The organism is Streptomyces sp. NPDC026672, from assembly GCF_040638185.1.
Classification (GTDB): domain Bacteria; phylum Actinomycetota; class Actinomycetes; order Streptomycetales; family Streptomycetaceae; genus Streptomyces.
In genome coordinates this window covers 16,595-37,497 of sequence record NZ_JBEZXS010000057.1, presented here as the reverse complement: position 1 = coordinate 37,497, position 20,903 = coordinate 16,595, and the positions used below count along the sequence as shown (strand labels likewise).

Here is a 20,903-nt window from a genome sequence, read left to right as displayed (position 1 = left end):
CCGTCACTCCCTGAACAGGGAGGGCTGCACGCCGCCTGGTCCGACCGTGCCGCCGGTGTTGCCGCCGGGCGTGCCCCCGCCCGTCGTGTCGCCGCCGTCGCCCGTGCCCCCGCCGGTGGTGCCCCCGGTCGTGCCGCCGCCGGTGGTCCCGCCGTCGGAGCCGCCGCCCGGGGTGCCGCCGGTGGTGCCGCCCCCGTCGGTCGGGCCGCCGCCGCCCGTGGGCCCGCCGTCCGTGGGTCCGGCGTCGGTCCCGCCGTTGTCCTGGCCCGCGTTCTGCCCCGCGGTGCCGTCGTCGCCGCCCTCGCCGCCGGTGGTGCCGCCGTCGTCCTGGCCGCCGTCGCCGGGCGCGGACGGGGTCTCGCGGACGGGCGGCTGGACGACGTCGGCGCCCGCCTGGAGTTCGAGGTCGAAGGAGCTGACCGGCTTGCCCTTCAGGGCGCCCTTGGTGAACTGCGCCCAGATCTGGGCCGGCGCCCCGCCGCCGTTGATGCGGTCGAGGCCCATCGCGCCGTAGAGGGACTTGTGCTTGGCGGTGACCGGGTCCTGGCCCATCACGGCGACCACGGTGGCGAGCTCGGGGGTGTAGCCCGCGAACCAGGCCGCCGTGTCCTCCTCGGCGGTGCCGGTCTTGCCGGCCGCGGGCCGCCCGGCGGCCTGCGCGGCGGTGGCGGTGCCGTTGTCGACGACGCTGCGCAGGACGGAGGTCGTGGTGTCGGCGGCCTCGCGGCTGACGGCCTGCTTGGTCTTCCGCCCGGGCAGCGCGATGTCCTCGGTGCTGTCCTTGGTGATCTTCTTCACGAGGGTGTAGGAGCCGTGCCGCCCGTGGTTGGCGAGCGTGGCGTACGCCTCCGCCATGTCCAGGACGCTGGCGGTGGCGGTGCCGAGCGCGATGGACGGGTAGGGGTTGAGGTCCCTGGTGTCGGAGGGGATGCCGAGGTCGACGGCGGTCTGCTTCACCTTGGCGGGGCCGACGTCGACGGCCATCTGCGCGTACACCGAGTTGACCGACAGGTCGGTGGCGTTGCGGACGGTGACGTCGCCGTACGACCGCTCGTCCTCGTTCTCCGGGGCGTACGCCCCGCCGTTCCAGCCCTGGACCGGCCGCTTGCTGGTGCCGTCGTAGTAGGTGTTCGGTGTGATGGCCTGACCCTCCTGGGTGGTCGAGTCGTTCTCCACCGCCGAGGTGAACACGAAGGGCTTGAACGTCGAGCCGACCTGGAAGTCGCCGCGGGTCGCGCCGTTGGTGTACTGCTGCACGTAGTCGATGCCGCCGTACATCGCGACGACCTCGCCGGTCTTCGGGTCGACGGAGGCGCCGCCCGCGCGGACGTAGGTGTCGACCTTGCGGTTCTTCTTGTCCAGCTTGGACATCAGCTGGTCGTCGACGGCCTTGACGAAGGCGTCCTGCTTGTTCTTCTGGAGCGTGGTGGTGATGCGGTAGCCGCCGGCCGCCAGCGCGTCGGAGTCGACGATGTCGTTGGTGACGAGGTAGTGCTTGACGGCCTCGACGAGGTAACCGCGCTGCCCGGACATGCCGGTCGAGAGGGTCTGCTCCTTCGGCATCGGGAACGTCATGCCCGAGCGCTTCGACGCGTCGAGCCAGCCCTCCTTGACCATGCCGTCCAGGACGTAGTTCCAGCGGGCGACCGCCGCGGACTTGTTCTCCGGGTGCGCGACGACGTCGTACTCGCTGGGCGCGTTGACGAGGGCGGCGAGGTAGGCGCCGCGGGCCGGGTCGAGGCCCTGGGCGTCCACGCCGTAGTACGCCTGGGCGGCGGCCTGGATGCCGTAGGCGTTGCGGCCGAAGTAGCTGGTGTTGAGGTAGCCCTCCAGGATCTTGTCCTTGGACTCGGTGCGGTCGAGCTTGACCGAGATGAAGAACTCCTTCACCTTGCGGGTGACGGTCTGCTCCTGGGCCAGGTAGTAGTTCTTCACGTACTGCTGGGTGATCGTCGACCCGGACTGCTTGCCCTTGCCGGTGGCCGTGTTCCAGCCGGCGCGCAGTATCGCCTTGGGGTCGATGGCCGACTCGGTGTAGAAGTCCCGGTCCTCGGCGGCCAGTACGGCGTGCTGGGCGTCCTTGGAGATCTGGGCGAGGGTGACGTTCTCGCGGTTGACCTCGCCGTCGCGGGCCAGTTGGCTGCCGTCGGCGTAGAGGTAGACGTTGCTCTGCTTGGTGGCGAACGCGTTGGCCGGCGGGATCTTCACCATGGAGTAGCCCAGGAAGAACAGGCCGATCACCAGCAGGACGACGACCACGAATCCCCCGAGGACCCACCGCCAGGTCGGGATCAGACGCCGCCATCCGGTGCGCGGGGGACGCTCGGGTCTGCCGCCCCCCTCGTCCGGTGCCGCCTCGGGCTCCCTCTGTGCCAGGCCCTCGGCAGGCTGCTGCGGCTGCGGCTCGTCGCTCATGTGGTGCACGGACTCCTGTTTTCGCCGCGTACGTTCCCGTACGCCCTCGTAACGCCTTCTGCGCCCCCTGTTGAAGACTCTCGCACCGGGCCTTCCGTTCCCGGATTCCGGCACGCTTCCGCAGGGAAAATGCGTGGCCCGCCGCGTTGCCCCGCCGCTAGGCTCCTGCGCTTCGGTGTCGAGCGGTGGAGGAGGCGATGGGCGTGGGCGCCGGACGGTTGTATCTGGCCGTCGCAGCAGGGAGTTTCCGACGATACGCGACGTATCGGGCGGCTACGGCGGCCGGGGTGTTCACCAACACGGTGTTCGGACTCATCCTCGTATACACCTATCTGGCCCTGTGGGACGAACGGCCGCACCTGGGTGGTTACGACCAGGCGCAGGCGGTCACCTACGTGTGGCTCGGACAGGCGCTCCTGTCGACGCTCGCGATCGGCGGCGGCGGAGTAGAGATCGAACTCATGGAGCGTATCCGAACCGGAGACGTGGCGATCGACCTGTACCGCCCTGCCGACCCCCAACTGTGGTGGCTGGCGGCCGACTTGGGGCGGGCCCTCTTCCAGCTCGCGGGCCGCGGCGTGGTGCCGTTCACGTTCGGCGCGCTGGTCTTCCCGGTGGCGCTGCCCGGGGACGCCGGGACCTGGGCGGCGGCGCTGGTCGCCGTGCTGCTCGCGATGGTGGTCGGCTTCGGGATCAGATACCTGGTGGCGCTGAGCGCGTTCTGGCTGCTGGACGGCGCGGGTGCGGCGCAGATCACCTGGTTCGCGGGGATGTTCTGCTCGGGGATGCTGCTGCCGCTGAACGTCTTCCCGGGCGCGCTCGGCGACGTCGTACGGGTCCTGCCCTGGTCCTCGCTGCTCCAGGCGCCCGCGGACGTCCTGCTCGGGCAGGCGGACCCGTTCGCCACCTACGCCTTCCAGGCCGGGTGGGCGGTGGTGCTGCTCGCGGCCGGGCGGCTGCTCCAGTCGGTGGCGACCCGGCGGGTGGTGGTCCAGGGTGGCTGAGCGGGGTGCGGTGCGCGACGGACTGCGCGCCTACCGGATGATCGCCGCCATGTGGATCCGCTCCACGATGGCCTACCGCGCCTCCTTCGTGATGACGGCGCTGGGCAACTTCGCGATGACCTTCCTGGACTTCGTCGCGATCATGCTGATGTTCTCGCGGGTCGACGCGCTGGGCGGCTACTCGCTGGGCGAGGTGGCCTTCCTGTACGGCGTCTCGGGCGTCGCGTTCGGGGTCGCCGACCTGTCCATCGGCTCGATGGACCGGCTGGGGAGCCGGGTCCGCGACGGCACGCTGGACACGCTGCTGGTGCGGCCCGCGCCGGTGCTCGCGCAGGTGGCCGCCGACCGGTTCGGGCTGCGCCGCCTCGGCCGGGTCGTCCAGGGCGCGCTGGTCCTCGGCTGGGCGCTGGCGACCGTCCCGGTGGCGTGGACGCCGGTGAAGCTGCTGCTGATGCCGGTGATGCTGGCCGCGGGCGCGGTCATCTTCGGCGCGGTGTTCGTGGGCGGGGCCGCGTTCCAGTTCGTGGCGCAGGACGCCTCCGAGGTGCAGAACGCGTTCACCTACGGCGGTACGACGATGCTCCAGTACCCGCCGACCGTGTTCGCGCGGGAGCTGGTGCGCGGGGTGACGTTCGTCCTGCCGCTGGCCTTCGTCAACTGGCTGCCCGCGGCGTACGTCCTGGGCCGGCCCCTGCCGCTCGGGCTGCCCGACTGGGTGGCGTTCGTGTCGCCGCTCGTGGCGGTGGTGTGCTGCGTCCCGGCGGGGCTGGCGTGGCGGGCGGGGCTGCGGTCCTATCGGAGCACGGGGAGCTGAGGGAGACGTACACGGACATGGAACGCACGGAACGGCCCGCCGCGGGGACGGACGGGCACTTCATCGAACTGGACGGCGTCGAGAAGGTCTTCGACGTGCGCCGCCGGGTGGGCCTGCTGAAGCGGGAGCGGCGGGAGGTGCGCGCGGTCGACTCGCTCTCGTTCACCGTGGCGCGCGGCGAGATGGTCGGCTACATCGGCCCCAACGGCGCCGGCAAGTCGACCACGATCAAGATGCTGACCGGCATCCTCATGCCGAGCGCGGGCCGGCTGCGGGTGGCGGGCATCGACCCGACCCGTGAGCGCGTCCGGCTCGCCCAGCGCATCGGGGTGGTGTTCGGGCAGCGCACGACCCTGTGGTGGGACCTGCCGCTGATCGACTCCTACCGGCTCGCGCACCGCATGTACCGCATCCCGGACGCCCATTACCGGGAGAACCTCGACCGCTGCGTCGAACTCCTGGAACTGGGCGACCTGTTGGACGTGCCGGTGCGCCAGCTCTCGCTCGGCCAGCGGATGCGCGGCGACATCGCGTCCGCGCTGCTGCACGATCCCGAGGTGCTCTACCTCGACGAGCCGACCATCGGCCTCGACGTCATGTCCAAGGCCAAGGTGCGGGAGTTCCTGCGGGAGTTGAACGCCGAACGCGGCACGACGGTCCTGCTGACCACGCACGACCTCCAGGACATCGAGCAGTTGTGCTCACGGGTCATGGTCATCGACCACGGGCGCCTGGTGTACGACGGCCCGCTCGCCGGGCTGCACGAGGCGGGCGAGAGCGAGCGGACCCTGGTGGTGGACCTGGAGCGGGAGCTGCCGCCGGTCCAGGTGCCCGGGGCGCGGGTGGTCCGGGTCGAGGGGCCGCGCCAGTGGCTGGCGTTCCCGGCGTCCGCCTCGGCGGCCCCGCTGGTGGCGCGGATCGCGGCGGAGTGCCCGCTGGTGGACCTCTCGGTGCGGGAGCCGGACATCGAGGCGGTGATCGCCCGGATGTACGCGGGGGAGGGCGGCCGGGCCGGGGCGGCCGAGGGGGCGGTCTCGTAGCCCTGGGCCGGGGGAGTCCGTAGGCTGCTCGGTATGACCGACGATGTCCCGGAACTGCGCGCCTCCGACGCCGACCGTGAGCGAGTCGCCGAGGTCCTGCGGGACGCCCTCGCGGAAGGGCGGCTCGACATGGAGGAGTTCGAGGAACGGCTGGACGCGACGTACAGGGCGCGGACCTACGGGGAGCTGGCACCCCTCACCCGGGACCTGCCCGGCGCGGGCGCGGTGGCCCCGCCGGTGGTGTCGCTGCGCAAGGACGCGGCGCCGGACGGGAGTTGGGCGAGCCGGATCGTCGGCGGTCCGGGCTCCTCGACCGGGGCGGTCGCCATCATGTCCGGGTTCCAGCGCAAGGGCCGCTGGACCGTGCCGCGCCGCTTCACCTGCTTCGCGTTCTGGGGCGGCGGGGACATCGACCTGCGCGAGGCGGACTTCGCGGAGCGCGAGGTCGAGATCAGCTGCATCGCGATCATGGGCGGTATGGAGATCACCGTGCCGCCCGGGGTCGAGGTCGTGGTGCGCGGCATCGGGATCATGGGCGGCTTCGACCAGAGCCAGGAGGGCGTACCGGGCGACCCCGGTGCCCCGCGGGTGATCGTGACCGGCTTCGCCTTCTGGGGCGGCGTCGGCGTGGAGCGCAAGATCACCCGGGCGGAACGCCAGCGCATCAAGGAGCAGCGCCGCCAGGAACGCCTGGACCGGCGTCAGGCGCGCCTCGACCGCCGTGAGGACCGCCGCCAGCTGACGGACCGCGACCGCGGCGGGCGCCGGTACGAGTGGGACGACCACCGCCGCAATTGGGACGAGGACCGCCGCCGCGAGCGCTGAGGGCCGGAGGCGGTGGCGTCCTGAGGGCCTGCGGCGGCGCTCTCCGCCGTCTACAGCTCCGCCTGGCCCGCGCCCTTCAGGTCGGTCAGGTCGAAGACCTCGGCCATGTGCCGGTAGCCCTTGTCGCTGGGGTGGAGGTGGTCGCCGGAGTCGTAGTCGGGGCGCAGCCGGCGCGGGGCGTACGGGTCGCGCAGGGCCCGGTCGAAGTCGACCACCGCGTCGAAGACCCGTCCGGCCCGGATCTCCGCGTTGACCTGCTGCCGGACGGCGTCCCTCTCCGGCGTGTACCCGCGGTGCCCCTGGAACGGCATCAGCGTGGCGCCGACGACCTCGAGACCGCGCGCGTGGCCCTGCCTGACCAGGGTGCGCAGCCCCTCGACGACGCGCTCCGGGTCGGCGTGGCGCGGGTTGCGCAGGATGTCGTTGACCCCGAGGTCGATCACGACCACCTTGACGTCGGTCCGGGACAGCACGTCCCGCCCGAAGCGGCCGAGCCCGCTCTGGTTGTCGGCCGGCCGCCCCGGCCCGTCGGTCAGCACCTGGTTCCCGCTGATGCCCTCGTTGACGACGCTGTAGCGCGGCAGGTCCGCGCCGTCCGCGAGCGCCGCGCGCAGCCGCGCCGACAGCACGTCCGGCCAGCGCCGGTTGGCGCCCACCGTGGAGGTGACCCCGTCCGTGATCGAGTCGCCGAACACCACGACCGTGCCGTCGGACTCGTTGCTCAGCACGTCCAGCGCCGTCAGATAGCGCCAGTACGGCGTCCGTTCGGTGAAGGCCGCGTCGCTCGTCTCCTCGGTCACGTCGCCCTGTCCGACGTACGACGTCTGCCGCGCGTGCTGGTGGTAGGTGACCGGGCCCGCCTCGGTGGGCGCGTACGTGGTGACCAGGACGTCCGCGGCGCGCGGGATCACCACGCGCACCGCGTCGCTCAGCACCTGCCCGCCGGCCGGCACCACGACCCGGCCGCTGCCGCCGAACGTCAGCCGGCGCATCGTGCCCGGCACCGCCCGCGCGGTGTCGGCACCGGCCGCCACCGCGATCGAGGCGTGCGTCACGGTCAGCGGGGACTGCCCGTAGAGGTTGGACAGGGTGATCCGGGCGCTCGTGCCGCCCACGCTGGTGTGCACGACGTTGCGCAGGGAGCGGCTGGCCGCGCCCAGCGCCTCGGTGCCGGGTTCGGCGCCGCCGGGGGACGTGGCCCAGGTGGCCACCCAGGTCCCGGTGGAGACGGGGGCGGCCGAGGAGTCCCGGTGGGGGCGCTGGGCGGCCGTACCGGCGCCGCGGGCGGTGCCGTCGTCGGCCGCCACCCCCAGGTAGATGGCCGTGGAAAGGCCCAGTATCAGGGCGACGATCGCGCTGAGCACGACATACCCGTGACGCCTGGTCATGCTGGCGTTGTTCTCCTCGGGCGAGGGGAGCCCGGGGCTCCGTCCGGTCGGCCCGTGATCCTTCAGGGCCCGGGGAGACATGACAGGACCCTGCCGAAACCCCCCTCGGAACAGACGCCGGGAACTCCTGTTCCGTTCCGGGAGTCGGTCAGGAAGGGACAATGTGTGCGGGATCACCGAACGGGTGGAGCAAATGGATCGTACGGATACGGCAACCGAGGGCGCCGCGGTCGGCGCCCCCACGCACCGCACCATGACCGCGTTCACCCCGGCCGACGAGGAGCGGCAGCGGGGCGTACGGCGCATGAAGCTGACGGCGACCGGGCTGCTGCTGTGCGTGGCGGTGGTGTACGTGCTCGCGAAGTGGGCGTCGAACGAGGGCGCCGGGGCCTGGGCGGCGTATGTCGCGGCCGCCGCCGAGGCCGGCATGGTCGGCGCGCTCGCCGACTGGTTCGCGGTCACGGCGCTCTTCCGCCACCCCCTCGGTCTGCCCATCCCGCACACCGCGATCATCCCCACCAAGAAAGATCGACTGGGCATCTCGCTGGGTGAGTTCGTGGGCGAGAACTTCCTCTCCCAGGACGTCGTACGGCAGCGGCTGCGCGCCGTCGGCATCGGCAGCCGGCTCGGCGCCTGGCTGGCGGAGCCGGAGCACGCGGACCGGGTGACGGCGGAGCTGGCGACGGCGCTCAGGGGCGCGCTGACCGTGCTGCGCGACTCGGACGTGCAGGCGGTGGTCGGCGAGGCCATCACCCGCCGTGCCGACGCCCAGGAGATCGCGCCCGGCATCGGCAAGATGCTGGAGCGGGTCGTCGCGGACGGCGGCCACAGACGGGTCGTCGACCTCGTGGTCGCCCGCGCCCACGACTGGCTGGTCCTGCACGACGAGCAGGTCATGGACGCCGTGCAGGGCGGCGCCCCCGGCTGGACCCCGCGGTTCGTGGACAAGAAGGTCGGCGAGCGCGTCTACAAGGAGTTGCTGCGCTTCGTCACCGAGATGCGGGACATGCCCTCCCACCCCGCGCGCGGCGCCCTCGACCGGTTCCTCGGCGACTTCGCCTCCGACCTCCAGTCCGACACCGACACCCGGGCGCGGGTGGAGCGGCTGAAGGGCGAGGTGCTGGGCCGCGGCGAGGTCCAGGACCTGATCGCGTCCGCGTGGACGGCCGTACGCTCCATGATCGTCTCGGCGGCCGAGGACGAGCGCAGCGAACTGCGGCTGCGGGTGCGGGCGGCGCTGCTGTCGCTGGGCGCGCGGATGGCGACCGAGCCCAAGGTGCAGGACAAGGTCGACAGCTGGGTCGAGGGCGCGGCCGTGCACGTCGTGACGACCTACCGCAAGGAGATCACCTCCCTGATCACCGACACCGTGGCCGGCTGGGACGCCGAGCACACCACCCGCAAGATCGAGGCCCACATCGGCCGCGACCTCCAGTTCATCCGTATCAACGGCACGGTGGTGGGGTCGCTGGCCGGGTTGCTGATCTACGCGGTGTCGCGGGGGCTCGGGGCGTGAGGCCGTCCGGCGGTTCCGGGGGTTTTGGGAGCTTTTGTGGCAATTGGGGTTGCTCCTGAGGTTTTGGGTTTTTGGGTGCCGTAGGGGTCAGGCGCCGGTGGTGGAGCCGGGGCGGACGATCATCAGGACGGTCACGGTCGCCCAGAGCAGGTTGAAGACGCCGGTGAACATGGCGAGCCGCACGGTGGCCTCACGTGTGCCGCCGCCCTCCACGAACGCGCTCTGCCCGGGCAGCATCAGCGCGCCCAGGACCACGGCGGCGAGCGCGGTGAGCACGATCGACACGATGAGCCAGGCGCTGCCCAGCACACCCATGCTGCTTGCCGTGGCGAACCCGAAGACCGGGACGGCGACGCCGATCACGGCGTACACCCGGCAGATCCGGTGCAGCAGTTCCACGGTCCCGGCCGCGCGGAGATCGTCGGGAGCGGCCAGCGCCCTGCGGGCGGCGGGCGGGAACATGCTGGCGGCGACGGTGACGGGTCCGACGGCCACGACGGCGGCCAGGACGTGCACGATGAGGAGGAACTTGGTCACGGGCCGACGCTAGGGGGGTGGGGCGGCGGGCAGAAGTGGCGGTACTGCCAGGAGGCAACGGATTCCCGCCAGGCTCCTGCTGGGCTTTTGACGGGCTCCCGCCGGGCTTTTTTGGCGGGTCCGAGCCGCAGGTGAGGGACGACGGGGACGACGGGGACGATGTGGTGGGGATGGTGGGGACGGTGGGGAGGACGTGGTTGGGACGACCTGGTTGGGACGACACGGTTGGGACGACGTGGTGGGGTTGGCGGGAACCGGTCGGGGGCGTACCTTCCTGCCATGCACACCGTGGCCGTACTGGCGCTGGACCGGGTCGTACCGTCCGACCTCTCCATCCCGATCGACACCTTCGGCGGGCTACGGCTGCCGGACGGCCGCGAGCCCTACCGGGTGCGGGTGTGCTCGCCGGCGGAGGAGGTGAGCGCGGGCGCGTTCACCGTGCGGGCGCCCTACGGCCTGGACGCGCTCGCCGAGGCCGACACCATCGTCCTGCCGGGCGTGGCGGACCCCACCGCCCCGCTGCCGCCCGAGGTGGCGGGGGCGCTGCGCGCGGCGGCGGCGAACGGGACGCGTATCGCGTCGGTCTGCGTGGGCGCGTTCGTCCTGGCGGCGACGGGCCTGCTGGACGGGCTGCGCGCCACGACGCACTGGGCCGCGGCGCGGGAACTGGCGGAGCGGTACCCGGCGATCACCGTCGACCCGAACGTCCTGTACGTCGACAACGGCCAGTTCCTCACCTCGGCCGGCGCCGCCGCGGCGATGGACATGTGCCTGCACGTCATCCGCAAGGACCACGGGTCGGCGGTGGCCGCGCACGCGGCGCGGATGTGTGTGATGCCGCTGGAACGGGAGGGTGGGCAGGCCCAGTTCATCGTCCACGACCTGCCTCCGGCCCCGGCCGGCGCGACCCTGGAGCCGCTGCTGGAGTGGCTGGAGGACAACTGCGACCGGGACTTCACGGTGGACGAGATCGCGGCCAGGGCGGGGATGAGCGCGCGCACCCTCAACCGCCGCTTCCGCGAGCAGACCGGGACGACGCCGGTGCAGTGGCTGCACCGGGCGAGGGTGCGGCGCGCGCAATACCTGCTGGAGACCACGGCCCACCCGGTCGAACGCATCGCCCACCAGTCCGGCTTCGGCTCCCCCACAGCCTTCCGAGACCGCTTCCGCAGGGTGGTCGGCACCAGCCCCCAGGCATACAGGCGTGCGTTTCGGGTGGGGGTGGGGTGACGGGGGGAGTTGGGGGTAGGGCCGACGGGGGGGATGGTGGGCGTGACCAGGGAGGTGGGGGTGTTGCCGGGGCGGGTCGCTGAGGCGCGTGGTCCGTGCGGGTGGGGTGCGCTGCGCCGCGGTGTTACGGGGGCGGGTTGCTCAGGCGCGGCGGTCGGCGACGGCGGGCCTGACGGAGTGGGCCGACAGGCCGGATCTGGTGGGCCGACCGGGTTGCCGACAGGTCGTCGGTGGGATTCGGCGGACCGGCCGGGTTCGGCTGGCCCACCGGACTCGGCGGGTCGGTTGGACCTGGCGCGTCGGCCGGGCCCAGGCGTGCCTGCTCAGCCGTGGCGGTCGGCGACGGCCCAGGAAGCCAGGGCGACGGCTCCGGCGACGCCGAATACGGACGGCCAGGCGCCGATCTTCTTGGCCAGAGGGTGGGACCCGGCGAAGGCGGCGACGTACACGGCGCCGAGTGCCCCCGCGGCGACCCCGCCGGCCTCCTTCCGCCACTGCTGAGCGGCGGCGGCCCCCGCCACGGCCAGCACGGCCCCACCGAGCGGCCGCTTCCCGGTCCACCGGGCGACGCCGTACCCGCCGACGAGCCCACCCGCGGCGATCACCGCACCGGGAACCCTGACCATCCCTGCCTCCTCAAGCCGAATCCCCCGAGGCTAACCCCACCCCGAACCCCGACCCGAACCTGAGCCGAGGCTTGTCAAGCCTGGCCGGGGGTGGGGCGTCCGAAGCCGTATCGGACGGCTAGGCCGCCTCCGAGGGCTGTGACTCCGAAGCCCAGTACTGAGGGGTTGATCCAGGAGGGAACGGCTCCGCTGTTGTACGACCCTCCGTCCCCGGTGTGGCACTCGAACGCGAGGGGGACGAAGGACACGGAGTACCCGACGACTCCGCCGGCCCGCTCCCGCCACCCCTCGCTCCGGCAGGGCCGCACCGGTGCGGAATCGGTTCCGCCGTCCTCGGCGTCCAGCACGGTGAGCAGCAGGGCGAGCAACCCGAGGCAGTAGAGCACCCCGGCAACGACCCCGGCCACCACGGCAAGCCCCCGCACCAACACCCACGGCCGCCGCAATCCCCCTGAGGCCCCGGCACTCATATGTGCTCCCACAACAACTCGGCGCTCACGTCGCCCCCTTGTGTTGCGCAGACCCTACCGTTGGCCGTGCGGGTCGTGGCGCGTTAGCCGCTCGTGATGGCTGCGGCGTACGACCACACATCGGCAGGCAAAGCGTGTTGGAGGTCCCATGTGATCGCCATGGGCTTGCTGCCCGTGTGGGTCGCATAGGTTGCTGGGCCCAGCAGCATCCAAGGCTCGGACTTACCGATACTGCTGCGCTTGTAGCGGCGCAGGAACAGCAGTACGTGGCTGCCTTGCTGAGCGTGCTGCTGGTAGCGCAACCCCGTGGGGGAGCCCGCAGGAGTGGTGCTCTGCGACTCCCAGTGGAATTGGGTGGGGCTGATCGCATAGTCCCGGTAGCGGACGGTGGGTGAGAAGTCCCGCTCGTTCTTCTCCAGCGTGATGAGCAACGCGTCGGTCTTCAGGTCCTCCACCCAGCGCACACCTTGACCGAAGTCCCGCGGCATCTGCCCGCCGAGCTGCGCTACCCCGAGGGCGGCAAGAATCTCCGAGCGGTTGTACGCGCTGTGCACCTTCAACGGGACGTGACCGAGGGGCCCTTCCAGGGAGAGGGGGAAGTGATCGGCTTTGTCGAGCACGTAGGACAGAACCTGCCGGAGTTCGTCGCGTACGGCCGTCCGCGTGCGCAGTGACGCGAGGCCCTGGCCGTAACTGGTGAAGCCACCTGCGTTGTCCCAAAGGTTGAAGAAGAGCATACGGGCGTAAGACTGATCCGCCGGGGACAGTTCGGCGTAGTCCGGTGCGTCGTCTTCCAGCAGCCGAAGGTACGCCTGGGCCCGTGCTGGATCGTCGACGTGTAGGAAGGCGTGGACGCGCTTGAGGAGGTCCGCTTCACCCTCGGGTGCCTCCTCCGCGAGGAAACCGGCCTTGCGGAGCACTTTGGTCCAGGAGTTGTCGCTCTTGTAGAGCTCGGTGATCTCCCGGCGGCTTTCGTGCAGGTAGGTGGCCAGGGCGGGGGCCTTGTAGACCCGGGCTTCCTTCGCCAGTGTGGTGATCGTGGCCTTGAGCTGTGTGCGGATGTTGTCCAGGACGAGGTCCTTGGACTTGCCTTCCAGGATGATCTGGCAGCCCGACGGCAGTTGGGGGAAGTCCCGCTCGATGGTGTCAACAAGGCGGTTGCGGGACAGGTTGGTCAGGGCCCGGAACTGCTCCTCGAAGCGGAACTCCGCACGGTGTTGACCAATGAAGTCGAGCACGGTGAGTACCGGCTTGTTCGGTGTACGACGCAGACCACGACCGAGTTGCTGAAGGAACACCGTCGCGCTGTTGGTCGGTCGCAGCAACAGCAAGGTGTCCACGTCGGGGATGTCCAGGCCCTCGTTGAACAGATCGACCGAGAAGATGACCTGGATCCGGCCGGCCTTGAGGTCCCCGAGTGTGCGCTCGCGCACAGCAGCAGGCGAGTCACTGTCGAGCGCCTCAGCCTGGAACCCCGCCTCTCGGAAGCACCGCGCCATGAAGTGCGCGTGTGCCTTGGTGACACAGAAACCGAGGGCACGCATCGCCGCCGGGTGGGAGATCTTGTCCTTGATCTGCTTGATGACGATGCGGGCCCGTGCGTGGTCACCGGTGTAGAGATTGCTCAGCTGGTTCCGGTCGTACGTCCCTGACTGCCAGCCGAGGTTGCTGAGATCAGTGCCGTCCGGGAGTCCGAAATAGTGGAAGGGGCAGAGCAGGTCGTTCTCAAGTGCCTCCCACAGTCGAAGTTCGGCGGCAATACGGCCGTCAAAGAATTCGTCCTGGACATTGTGGCCGTCCATGCGTTCGGGAGTTGCGGTGAGCCCCAGGAGCTCGGTGGGCTGGAAGTGTGCGATGACCCGTCGGTAGGTGTCCGCGGTGGCATGGTGGAACTCATCAATGACGATGACGTCGAACTGTTGCGGATCCAGCTGCTCAAGCCGCTGGAGGTTGAGGGACTGGACGCTGGCGAAGACGTGTTTCCAGGCCCTCGGTTCCTCGCCGCTGTGCAGGAGCTCGCCGAACGATGCGTCGTCTAGTACTTCACGGTAGGTCCTCAAAGACTGCTTCAAGATCTCCTTGCGGTGTGCGATGAACAGCAGCCGAGGTGTTGTCCCGCCGGGTTGATCACGCTGACTGCGCCGATCGCGGAGGTCCCGATAGTCCAGTGCGGCCATCACGGTTTTGCCGGTGCCCGTCGCGGCGACCAGCAGATTGTGATGGTGGCCGCGGATTTCCCGTTCAACGCGGAGACGTTCCAGCATGTCCTTCTGGTGCGGCAGGGCATGCACCGCAAGACCAGAGAGACTGATCTTGAGATCGCCCACCGGACCGCTGCCGCCCGCTTGAGCGAGCGCGTCCGTCAGACGCTGGCCATCGCGGTCAGGATCGTATGTCTCGAAGGCAGCATCAGCCCAGTAAGCGTCAAAGGTGGCCTCGAACTTGTCGAGGACGCGCGGAGTGGCGACCGATGACAGTCGTACGTTCCACTCCAGACCGTCAAGAAGCGCGGCTTTCGACAGGTTGGAGCTCCCGACGTAGGCCGTGTCGAAGCCGGTGTTGCGACGAAACAGCCACGCCTTGGCGTGGAGACGGGTGGATCTGGTCTCGTAGTTGACCTTTACCTCGGCACCGAACTCGCGAACCAGACGGTCCAAGGCGTGCCGATCGGTGGCGCCGATGTAGGTGGTGGTGATGACCCGGAGGGGAGCGCCACGGTCCTTTGCAGCGCGGAGCGAGTCCTCAAGGACCCTGATGCCATACCACTTCACAAAGGCGCACAACAGATCGATGCGGTCGGCCGTGGCCAGCTCGGCCCGCAACTCGGCGCCCAGACTGGGGTCATCGGGGGCGTTGGTGATCAGTGCTGCCTCGGACAGGGGAGTGAGCGGCCTGATCGCATAGACGCCGGGTGCTTCCTGCTCGGCGAGTGCCAGGAGTTGCCGGGGGCCGTCGGCAATCGTCGTCGTAGCCTCATCACCCTCAGGGTCGGGCACAGCGCTGACGAGTGCCTTCAGGACCTGATTGGCTACGGCCACCCGTTTGTCCTGGGGCAACTGGCTCAGCCGCTGCCCGACGACCTCACCGATGTGGCGGGCCAGGACGTGCGGTGATGATTCGGGGCTGACCTCACTGTGGATGGGCTTCCAGCCGGCCGCGCCCAGACGTTCGAGTTGGGTGTGAAGCCCCTCGGTGATCAGCTCCTCGTACAGCCCAGCCACCGGCTGAGTCGGATCCCCGGACTGATCCACGCTGGCCCCCTTGATCGTTCGTAGCGCCATGACCAGTTCTAACAGGAAGCACTGACAGCGGAGGGCAGAGCGCGAACAGGTCACACACGGGTGTTGATCAGTCAGCCCGCGAAACCCGAGTGACACAAGTGATCGAACTGCGTCACCATGGTGCGATGGCAGAGCGAGTAATCGGTCACATTGACGGTGTTGTCCCCGGGGAGGTCTTCGAGGGGCGTGCGGAAGTGAAGGCCCGCCACCTCCACGCCGACCTCAGGCGGGGTATCTCTCGGCTGAAGGACGCGGACGGGGTTTATGTGGCCGACGCCATCGTGCTCAACGGCGGCTACGTGGACGACGACGACCGCTGGTCCACGATCCAGTACACGGGTGCTTCCCCCGACGAGGAGAAGGGGGACGGAGGAACTCTCCTGAAGAGTCAGTCCTGGGAATACCGCGACAATGCGGCGCTGAAGCTCAGCTTTGAGCGCGGCTATCACATTCGCATCATCCGGGGACCGGGTGGTGACCCGCGATACTCGCTCGCCAAGAGGTACCGGTACGACGGTCTCTATAAGATCGTGGCGATTAGCGACGCAATCTCGAAGTCGCCGCCAACACCGGATGGTTCGCCGATTCAGATTTGCCAGTTCGACTTGGAGCGGCTGCCCGGACCCGAGCAGGAGTTGACCCAGGCCGAGCTCAAGATCGCAGAGGTCTTGGAGCACGAGGAGAAGTTCCCCACGACCCGCACCACTCGCATCCAGCGCATCGTGCGTGACACCGCAGCAGCACGGCGGATCAAGGAGCTGTACGACCACGAGTGCCAGATGTGCGGCACGCGTCTGGTCGGCCCGGACGGGAGGCCGTACAGCCAAGGCGCCCACATCAAGCCGCTGGGTGCACCGCACGGTGGCCCAGACGTTGAGCGCAACATCCTGTGCCTGTGCCCCAATTGCCATGTCATGTTGGACATGGGGGCGGTGGTGATCGAGGACGACTGGTCGATTGTGGTGCGGGCTGCGCTCTTTGGTGGCCGGCTGCGCGATCACCTCAAGGTGCACAGAAGTCACAAGGTGTACCCGGGCTACGTGCAGGACCATCGGCGGTACTGGGACGCTCGGGGCTAACCGAACGTCGGATAGCCCCGAGACCGGATTCTGTTGTCCTAGACCGGTGCCCCTCCGTGGCACCCCTCATACCCCCGCTCAGACCCGCACCAGCACCCCGCCCCCCGCTGTGGCGGCCACGTCTCCGCGCGGCCTCGGGCTGCCAGGGTCGTGGCGTACTGGGGGAGGAGTGTGGTGTCCGTCGGGGGTGTGGCCTCCGAGGCGGCGAAGGCCTCGTAGGACGGGACCGTCGCCGTGACGATGCCGAGGTTCGGGGTGCCGGAGGCGGCGAGTTCGCGCAGGGCCGACTCTATGGTCGTGAGGTGTTCCTCGTGGGAGGGGTACTCCGCCGACAGGGACGGGTACGACGACACCAGCTCCGCCAGCTCCGTCGTCGGCCAGTGCAGGACCGCCACCGGGAACGGGCGGGACAACGCCTCGCGGTAGGCGCCGAGTTCGGCGTGCAGGCGGGAGATCTCCGCCTCCAGCTCCGCCGGGTTGTCCGAGCCGAGGGACCACACCCGCTTGGGGTCGTGCAGCTCGTCCAGGGAGACCGAGGACGAGTGGAGGGTGTCCGCCAGGGTGTCCCACTCGTCGTGCGCCGCGCCCAGCATCCGCCGCACCCGGTGGCGGCCGAAGAGCAACGGGCGGGTGTTGTACGGGGGTTCGGGTACGTCCGTCAGCAGCAGCGTCGCGCCCTGCGTGAACGTGTCCTGCGCCGCCTCCAGTTCGTCGTGGGACTCCAGGGCCTCGGCGACGATCACCCAGGGGGCCGGGTCGCCGGGCGCGGAGGCGCGGACTCCGTCGATGATCGCGCGGGCCTCGGCCTCGTGGCCGTACTCCCAGAGGTTGGACGCCTTCAGCGCGCGTACCAGATGGGGGTGGTCCAGGGTGTCCTGGGCGGAGAGCAGACGGTCGTAGAGCGCGGTCGCGGCGGGGCGGTCGCCGGAGAGCTCCAGATGGGCCGCGGCCTGGAGGAGCAGGGCCTCGGCGTCCTCGGGATACAGGCCGGCGGTCCGCTCCAGGCGTGCCGCTTCGGCGGTGTGGTCGACGTTCTCGGCAGGCGTGTCGGGGCGCATGGGGGACACCGTACTGCCGGCCGCCCACAAAGGTGAGGGATGCCCCGGACGGCCGCCCGGCCACACCCTCCTGAGCCCGGCTCCCCGTCCTTCTGAGCCTGGCTCCCCGCCGCCTAAGCCTGGCTCCCCGCCCGCCGGGAAGCCACCGTCACCGCCGTCGCCCCCACGGCCGCCAGCGCCGCGGACAGGACCATCACCACGTTCGCGCCCCCGGCCAGACCTCCGGAGGACGACGTGGCGAGGGCTATCGTCAGCGCCACCCCCGCGCACGAGCCGATGTAGCGGAACGTCTGCTGGGCGCCGGAGCCCATCGCGGCGCGGGCCGGCGGGACGGACTCGACCGAGAGCAGGGGCAGCGCCGCGTTGAGCAGCCCGCTGCCGACGCCGCCGACGACCAGGCCCGGCATCAGCCGCGCCCAGGAGCCGGCGCCGAACGCGCCGAGCATCGTCAGCACACCCACCGCGTGCAGCAGGAAGCCGACGGCCAGTTGCAGCCGCGGACTGACCCGCCCGGCCAGCCGCTTGGCCTGGAGCGCCACCACGAACGCCAGCCCGGACCACAGCAGGGTCAGCCAGGCCGTGTTCATGGCGGACAGCCCGAGCGACTTCTGGAGCAGGGTCGGCAGCACGCTGAAGAACCCGATCACCGCGAACCCGGTGAACAGACCGCCCGCCGAGGACGCCAGGAAACCGGGGCTGCGGAACAGGGACAGGTCGATCATCGGGGTCGCGGTGCGCCGCTCCAGCAGTACGAACCCGGTGAGCAGCACCACCGCGGCCAGCAGCAACAGCCCCACCGGCGTCCGCAGCCATCCGTCGCGCCCCAGGGTGAGTGCGGCGACCAGGGCGACCAGCGCGAGTCCGAACGTCAGCGCCCCGGCGACGTCCGGACGGCCGCCCCTGGGCGAACGGGACTCCGAGAGCGCGCGGAAGCCCAGCACGGCGAGGACGAGGGCCGCCGCGCCGAGGACGCCGTACCCCGCCCGCCAGTCGGGCATCGCCCCGGCGACCAGGGGGCCGACCGCGATGCCGCCGCTGACGGACGCGCCCCAGACACCGGTGGCGTGCAGCCGTCCGCGCGGGTCGGGGAAGGCGGTCACCAGCAGGCCCAGGCTGCTCGCGAGGATCGCCGCGCTCGCGGCGCCCTGGGCGACACGGGCCAGGGTGAAGGCCCAGGTCGACGTGGTCACGCCGCCGAGCACGGTGGTGAGGCCGAGGGCCAGGGTGCCGGCCAGGAAGACACGGCGGCGCCCGTAGTCGTCGGCCAGGCTGCCGGCCACCAGGAGCAGCGCGGCGAGTCCGAGTGGGGTGCCGTTGATGAGCCACGCCTGCGCGGACAGCGGGGTGTGCAGGGCGGCCGCCGTGTCGGGGAGCGTGACCAGCGGGGCCGTGTACGTCATGAGGGCCACCGCCGTCGCGGCGCTGGTCAGGGCGAGGGTGGCCCGGGGGCGCGGGGGTGCCTCGGCGGTGGCCTCGGGGAGCCGCCGGGGAGCGTTCCCCGAGGCCACGGCCCCGCCCCGCACCTCGCCCGCCGTTCCGCCCCGTACCTCGCCCGCCGTTCCGGTCCGGACGTCGCCCGCCGCTCCGTCCCGGACGTCGCCCGCCGCTTCGTTCATCCCCTCGTTCACCGTTCCGTTCCGCACCTCGTCCGCCTGGAGAGTTCTTTCATTGAACCTACTCATGGGGGTACCCTAACATCGTCGGTTCAACGAATGAACCCACATCTGGGGAAGCGTCCAGAAGGCGCAGGAGGCGGAGGCCATGGCACTGGGCAGGGACTACGCGACGCAGCAGTGCTCGATCGCCAGCGCGCTGGAGGTGGTGGGCGAGCGGTGGACGATCCTCGTCATCCGCGACGCGTTCTACGGCGTCCGCCGCTACAACGACTTCCTCGCCCACCTCGGCATGCCGCGCGCCGTCCTCTCGGCCCGCCTGAGGACACTGACCGACGAGGGCATCCTGGAGAAGCGCCGCTACCAGGAGTCGCCGCCCAGGGACGAGTACGTCCTCACCGACCGCGGCGTCGCCCTGTGGCCCGTGGTGCACTCCCTCGCCGTCTGGGGCCGCGAGCAGCTCATGGACCACCGGCTGCGCCACGTGCGGCACGAGGCGTGCGGCACGGAACTCGGCCCCTACGGCCAGTGCCCGGAGTGCGGAACCGTCCCGGCGGTCACGGACGTTGTCATCACACCGGGTGCCGGACTCGACCGCGATCCGGCCGACCCGGTCAGCAGGGCGCTGCTGCGGCCGAAGAGGCTGCTGGAGCCCCTCGACACCGGCCACGCGCAGGGCGGGCACCGGGCACCATAGGCACGAGCGCGAGAGCGACGACACGGGCGGGAGGGGGAGAGGATGATCCGCGGGACGGGGACGATCGGCCGGCACACCGGCGCGCGGCCCCTCGTCGTCGCCGCCCTCCTGCTGTTCCTGGCGCAGCTCGCGCTCCTCGACACCGGCACGCTCACCACCGCCGTCGCCCTCGCCGCGACCGCCGCGGCCGGCTCCGCGCTCGTCGCCTGCTCCCTCGTCACCGCGCGCTGCGCCCCGGCCGTGCCGCCCACCCGCGTCCGCACGGCGATACGGGACCGGGCCCGCCGTACGGCCTTCCTGCCCCAGCGCGACCCCGACGCGCCCGGCCGCCGACGGCCCAGGGCCCCCGGCCGCGCCCTCCCGGCGACCACCGCGCAGGGCGTCCACCCCACACACACGTGACCCCGGGCCGTCCGGAGCCGCCGCGCACTGACGCGCGTCGGCCCTGAGCCGCCGCGCACGCACGCGCGCCGGCCCTGAACCGCGAGCCCCCTCACGCCCCCCGTGGACCCCGCGCGGGTCGTCATGCCGCCACGCACATCCCGTCCCGGCACGACGAGACCCACGGAGGGCTCACCCATGTCCGTTTTCGCCACCCTGGTCGAGCGACTCGCCGACCTGCTCCAACCCCTGTTCCACGCCTCCGCGGCCGCAGCCGCGATCATCCTGTTCACCGCGCTCGTACGGCTCCTGGTGCACCCGCTCTCCCGGGCCGCCGCGCGCGGACAGCGGGCCCAGGCCGCACTCAGGCCGAAGATCGCCGAACTGCGCGCGAAGCACGGCAAGGACACCGAGCGGTTCCAGAAGGCCCTCCTGGAACTGCACGCCGAGGAGAAGGTCTCCCCGCTCTCGGGCTGTCTGCCCGGCCTGCTCCAACTGCCCGCCTTCTTCCTCCTCTACCACCTCTTCTCCAGCACCTCCCTCGGCGGCGAGCCCAACTCCCTGCTCACGCACCGGCTGTTCACCGCGCCCCTCGGCGGCCGGTGGACCGACGCCCTCGCCGACGGCGGCGCGTTCGGGACGGCGGGGCTGGTGTACGCCGTGCTGTTCGCCGTCGTCGCGGCCGTCGCGAGCTTCACCTACGTCCGTACGAGGCGGACGGCCGCCGCGCAGCCGCTGCCGGCGGACGGGCAGCAACTGCCGGGACTCGCGGCGGTCGGCCGGGTCACGCCCTTCCTGTCGTTCCTCACCCTCGTCACCGTCGCCGTGGTGCCCCTCGCCGCCGCGCTCTACGTCGTCACCAGCACCACCTGGAGCGCGGTCGAACGGGCGGTGCTGTACCGCTGAGCGAAGGGGGCCGACGGAGCGCT

General features: G+C 71.0%; 18 protein-coding genes. 10 read left to right on the top strand and 8 right to left on the bottom strand.

Annotated elements, in window-relative coordinates:
- Window positions 1-3 precede the first annotated feature (3 nt).
- Window positions 4-2,415: a transglycosylase domain-containing protein gene (locus AB0F77_RS38595; protein ID WP_361958089.1), complete on the bottom strand. Its 2,412-nt coding sequence runs from the start codon at window positions 2,413-2,415 to the stop codon at window positions 4-6.
- 197 nt (window positions 2,416-2,612) lie between these two features.
- On the opposite strand from AB0F77_RS38595, the gene AB0F77_RS38590 reads away from it, so the two are divergent.
- The 4 genes from AB0F77_RS38590 to AB0F77_RS38575 are packed head-to-tail and all read left to right on the top strand — an operon-like array spanning window position 2,613 to window position 6,098.
- Window positions 2,613-3,419 (top strand): ABC-2 family transporter protein, encoded by an 807-nt coding sequence (locus AB0F77_RS38590; RefSeq protein WP_361958086.1) that lies wholly within the window; start codon window positions 2,613-2,615, stop codon window positions 3,417-3,419.
- A complete protein-coding gene (locus AB0F77_RS38585) occupies window positions 3,412-4,233 on the top strand; it encodes an ABC transporter permease (protein ID WP_361958083.1) in 822 nt (273 codons plus the stop codon). The genes AB0F77_RS38590 and AB0F77_RS38585 overlap by 8 nt, the downstream gene beginning before the upstream one ends.
- A 17-nt stretch (window positions 4,234-4,250) precedes the next feature.
- Window positions 4,251-5,273: an ATP-binding cassette domain-containing protein gene (locus tag AB0F77_RS38580; RefSeq protein WP_361958080.1), complete on the top strand. Its 1,023-nt coding sequence runs from the start codon at window positions 4,251-4,253 to the stop codon at window positions 5,271-5,273.
- Window positions 5,274-5,306: 33 nt separating this feature from the next.
- Entirely contained in the window at window positions 5,307-6,098 is a 792-nt protein-coding gene (locus AB0F77_RS38575; RefSeq protein ID WP_361958077.1) for a DUF1707 domain-containing protein, read from the top strand.
- Between the two features lie 50 nt (window positions 6,099-6,148).
- Here AB0F77_RS38575 and AB0F77_RS38570 read toward each other — a convergent pair whose 3' ends face one another.
- The gene (locus tag AB0F77_RS38570; RefSeq protein WP_361958074.1) at window positions 6,149-7,486 is read right to left on the bottom strand and encodes an SGNH/GDSL hydrolase family protein; all 1,338 of its coding nucleotides are present in this window, start codon (window positions 7,484-7,486) and stop codon (window positions 6,149-6,151) included.
- 163 nt (window positions 7,487-7,649) lie between these two features.
- Between AB0F77_RS38570 and AB0F77_RS38565 the strand changes: the two genes are divergently transcribed.
- The gene (locus AB0F77_RS38565; protein WP_361958071.1) at window positions 7,650-9,002 is read left to right on the top strand and encodes a DUF445 domain-containing protein; all 1,353 of its coding nucleotides are present in this window, start codon (window positions 7,650-7,652) and stop codon (window positions 9,000-9,002) included.
- Window positions 9,003-9,089: 87 nt separating this feature from the next.
- Here AB0F77_RS38565 and AB0F77_RS38560 read toward each other — a convergent pair whose 3' ends face one another.
- Window positions 9,090-9,539 (bottom strand): hypothetical protein, encoded by a 450-nt coding sequence (locus tag AB0F77_RS38560; RefSeq protein ID WP_361958068.1) that lies wholly within the window; start codon window positions 9,537-9,539, stop codon window positions 9,090-9,092.
- Window positions 9,540-9,818: 279 nt separating this feature from the next.
- Here AB0F77_RS38560 and AB0F77_RS38555 point away from each other — a divergent pair, with 279 nt between their 5' ends.
- Window positions 9,819-10,769: a helix-turn-helix domain-containing protein gene (locus tag AB0F77_RS38555; RefSeq protein WP_361958065.1), complete on the top strand. Its 951-nt coding sequence runs from the start codon at window positions 9,819-9,821 to the stop codon at window positions 10,767-10,769.
- Window positions 10,770-11,092: 323 nt separating this feature from the next.
- Here the strand turns inward: AB0F77_RS38555 and AB0F77_RS38550 are convergent, their stop codons facing one another.
- From AB0F77_RS38550 to AB0F77_RS38540, 3 genes are all read right to left on the bottom strand, one after another.
- Window positions 11,093-11,395, bottom strand: a complete 303-nt coding sequence (locus AB0F77_RS38550; protein ID WP_361958062.1) for a hypothetical protein — start codon at window positions 11,393-11,395, stop codon at window positions 11,093-11,095.
- 74 nt (window positions 11,396-11,469) lie between these two features.
- The gene (locus AB0F77_RS38545; protein ID WP_361958059.1) at window positions 11,470-11,802 is read right to left on the bottom strand and encodes a hypothetical protein; all 333 of its coding nucleotides are present in this window, start codon (window positions 11,800-11,802) and stop codon (window positions 11,470-11,472) included.
- A 146-nt stretch (window positions 11,803-11,948) separates the two neighbouring features.
- Window positions 11,949-15,146 (bottom strand): DUF3427 domain-containing protein, encoded by a 3,198-nt coding sequence (locus AB0F77_RS38540; RefSeq protein ID WP_361958056.1) that lies wholly within the window; start codon window positions 15,144-15,146, stop codon window positions 11,949-11,951.
- Window positions 15,147-15,244: 98 nt separating this feature from the next.
- Here AB0F77_RS38540 and AB0F77_RS38535 point away from each other — a divergent pair, with 98 nt between their 5' ends.
- The gene (locus AB0F77_RS38535; RefSeq protein ID WP_361958053.1) at window positions 15,245-16,225 is read left to right on the top strand and encodes a YDG/SRA domain-containing protein; all 981 of its coding nucleotides are present in this window, start codon (window positions 15,245-15,247) and stop codon (window positions 16,223-16,225) included.
- 38 nt (window positions 16,226-16,263) lie between these two features.
- Here the strand turns inward: AB0F77_RS38535 and AB0F77_RS38530 are convergent, their stop codons facing one another.
- Both AB0F77_RS38530 and AB0F77_RS38525 read right to left on the bottom strand, forming a co-directional pair.
- The gene (locus AB0F77_RS38530) at window positions 16,264-17,283 is read right to left on the bottom strand and encodes a hypothetical protein (RefSeq protein ID WP_361958050.1); all 1,020 of its coding nucleotides are present in this window, start codon (window positions 17,281-17,283) and stop codon (window positions 16,264-16,266) included.
- 113 nt (window positions 17,284-17,396) lie between these two features.
- Window positions 17,397-18,965: an MFS transporter gene (locus tag AB0F77_RS38525; RefSeq protein ID WP_361958047.1), complete on the bottom strand. Its 1,569-nt coding sequence runs from the start codon at window positions 18,963-18,965 to the stop codon at window positions 17,397-17,399.
- Window positions 18,966-19,044: 79 nt separating this feature from the next.
- Here AB0F77_RS38525 and AB0F77_RS38520 point away from each other — a divergent pair, with 79 nt between their 5' ends.
- The 3 genes from AB0F77_RS38520 to yidC all read left to right on the top strand — a co-directional run bounded on the left by AB0F77_RS38520 (window position 19,045) and on the right by yidC (window position 20,880).
- The gene (locus AB0F77_RS38520; RefSeq protein ID WP_361958044.1) at window positions 19,045-19,593 is read left to right on the top strand and encodes a helix-turn-helix domain-containing protein; all 549 of its coding nucleotides are present in this window, start codon (window positions 19,045-19,047) and stop codon (window positions 19,591-19,593) included.
- 42 nt (window positions 19,594-19,635) lie between these two features.
- Window positions 19,636-19,995, top strand: a complete 360-nt coding sequence (locus AB0F77_RS38515) for a DUF6412 domain-containing protein (RefSeq protein ID WP_361958041.1) — start codon at window positions 19,636-19,638, stop codon at window positions 19,993-19,995.
- A gap of 177 nt (window positions 19,996-20,172) precedes the next feature.
- Window positions 20,173-20,880 carry a membrane protein insertase YidC gene (yidC, locus tag AB0F77_RS38510; RefSeq protein WP_361958038.1) on the top strand — a complete coding sequence of 236 codons (708 nt, stop codon included), beginning with the start codon at window positions 20,173-20,175 and terminating at the stop codon, window positions 20,878-20,880.
- The last annotated feature ends 23 nt before the right edge of the window (window positions 20,881-20,903 follow it).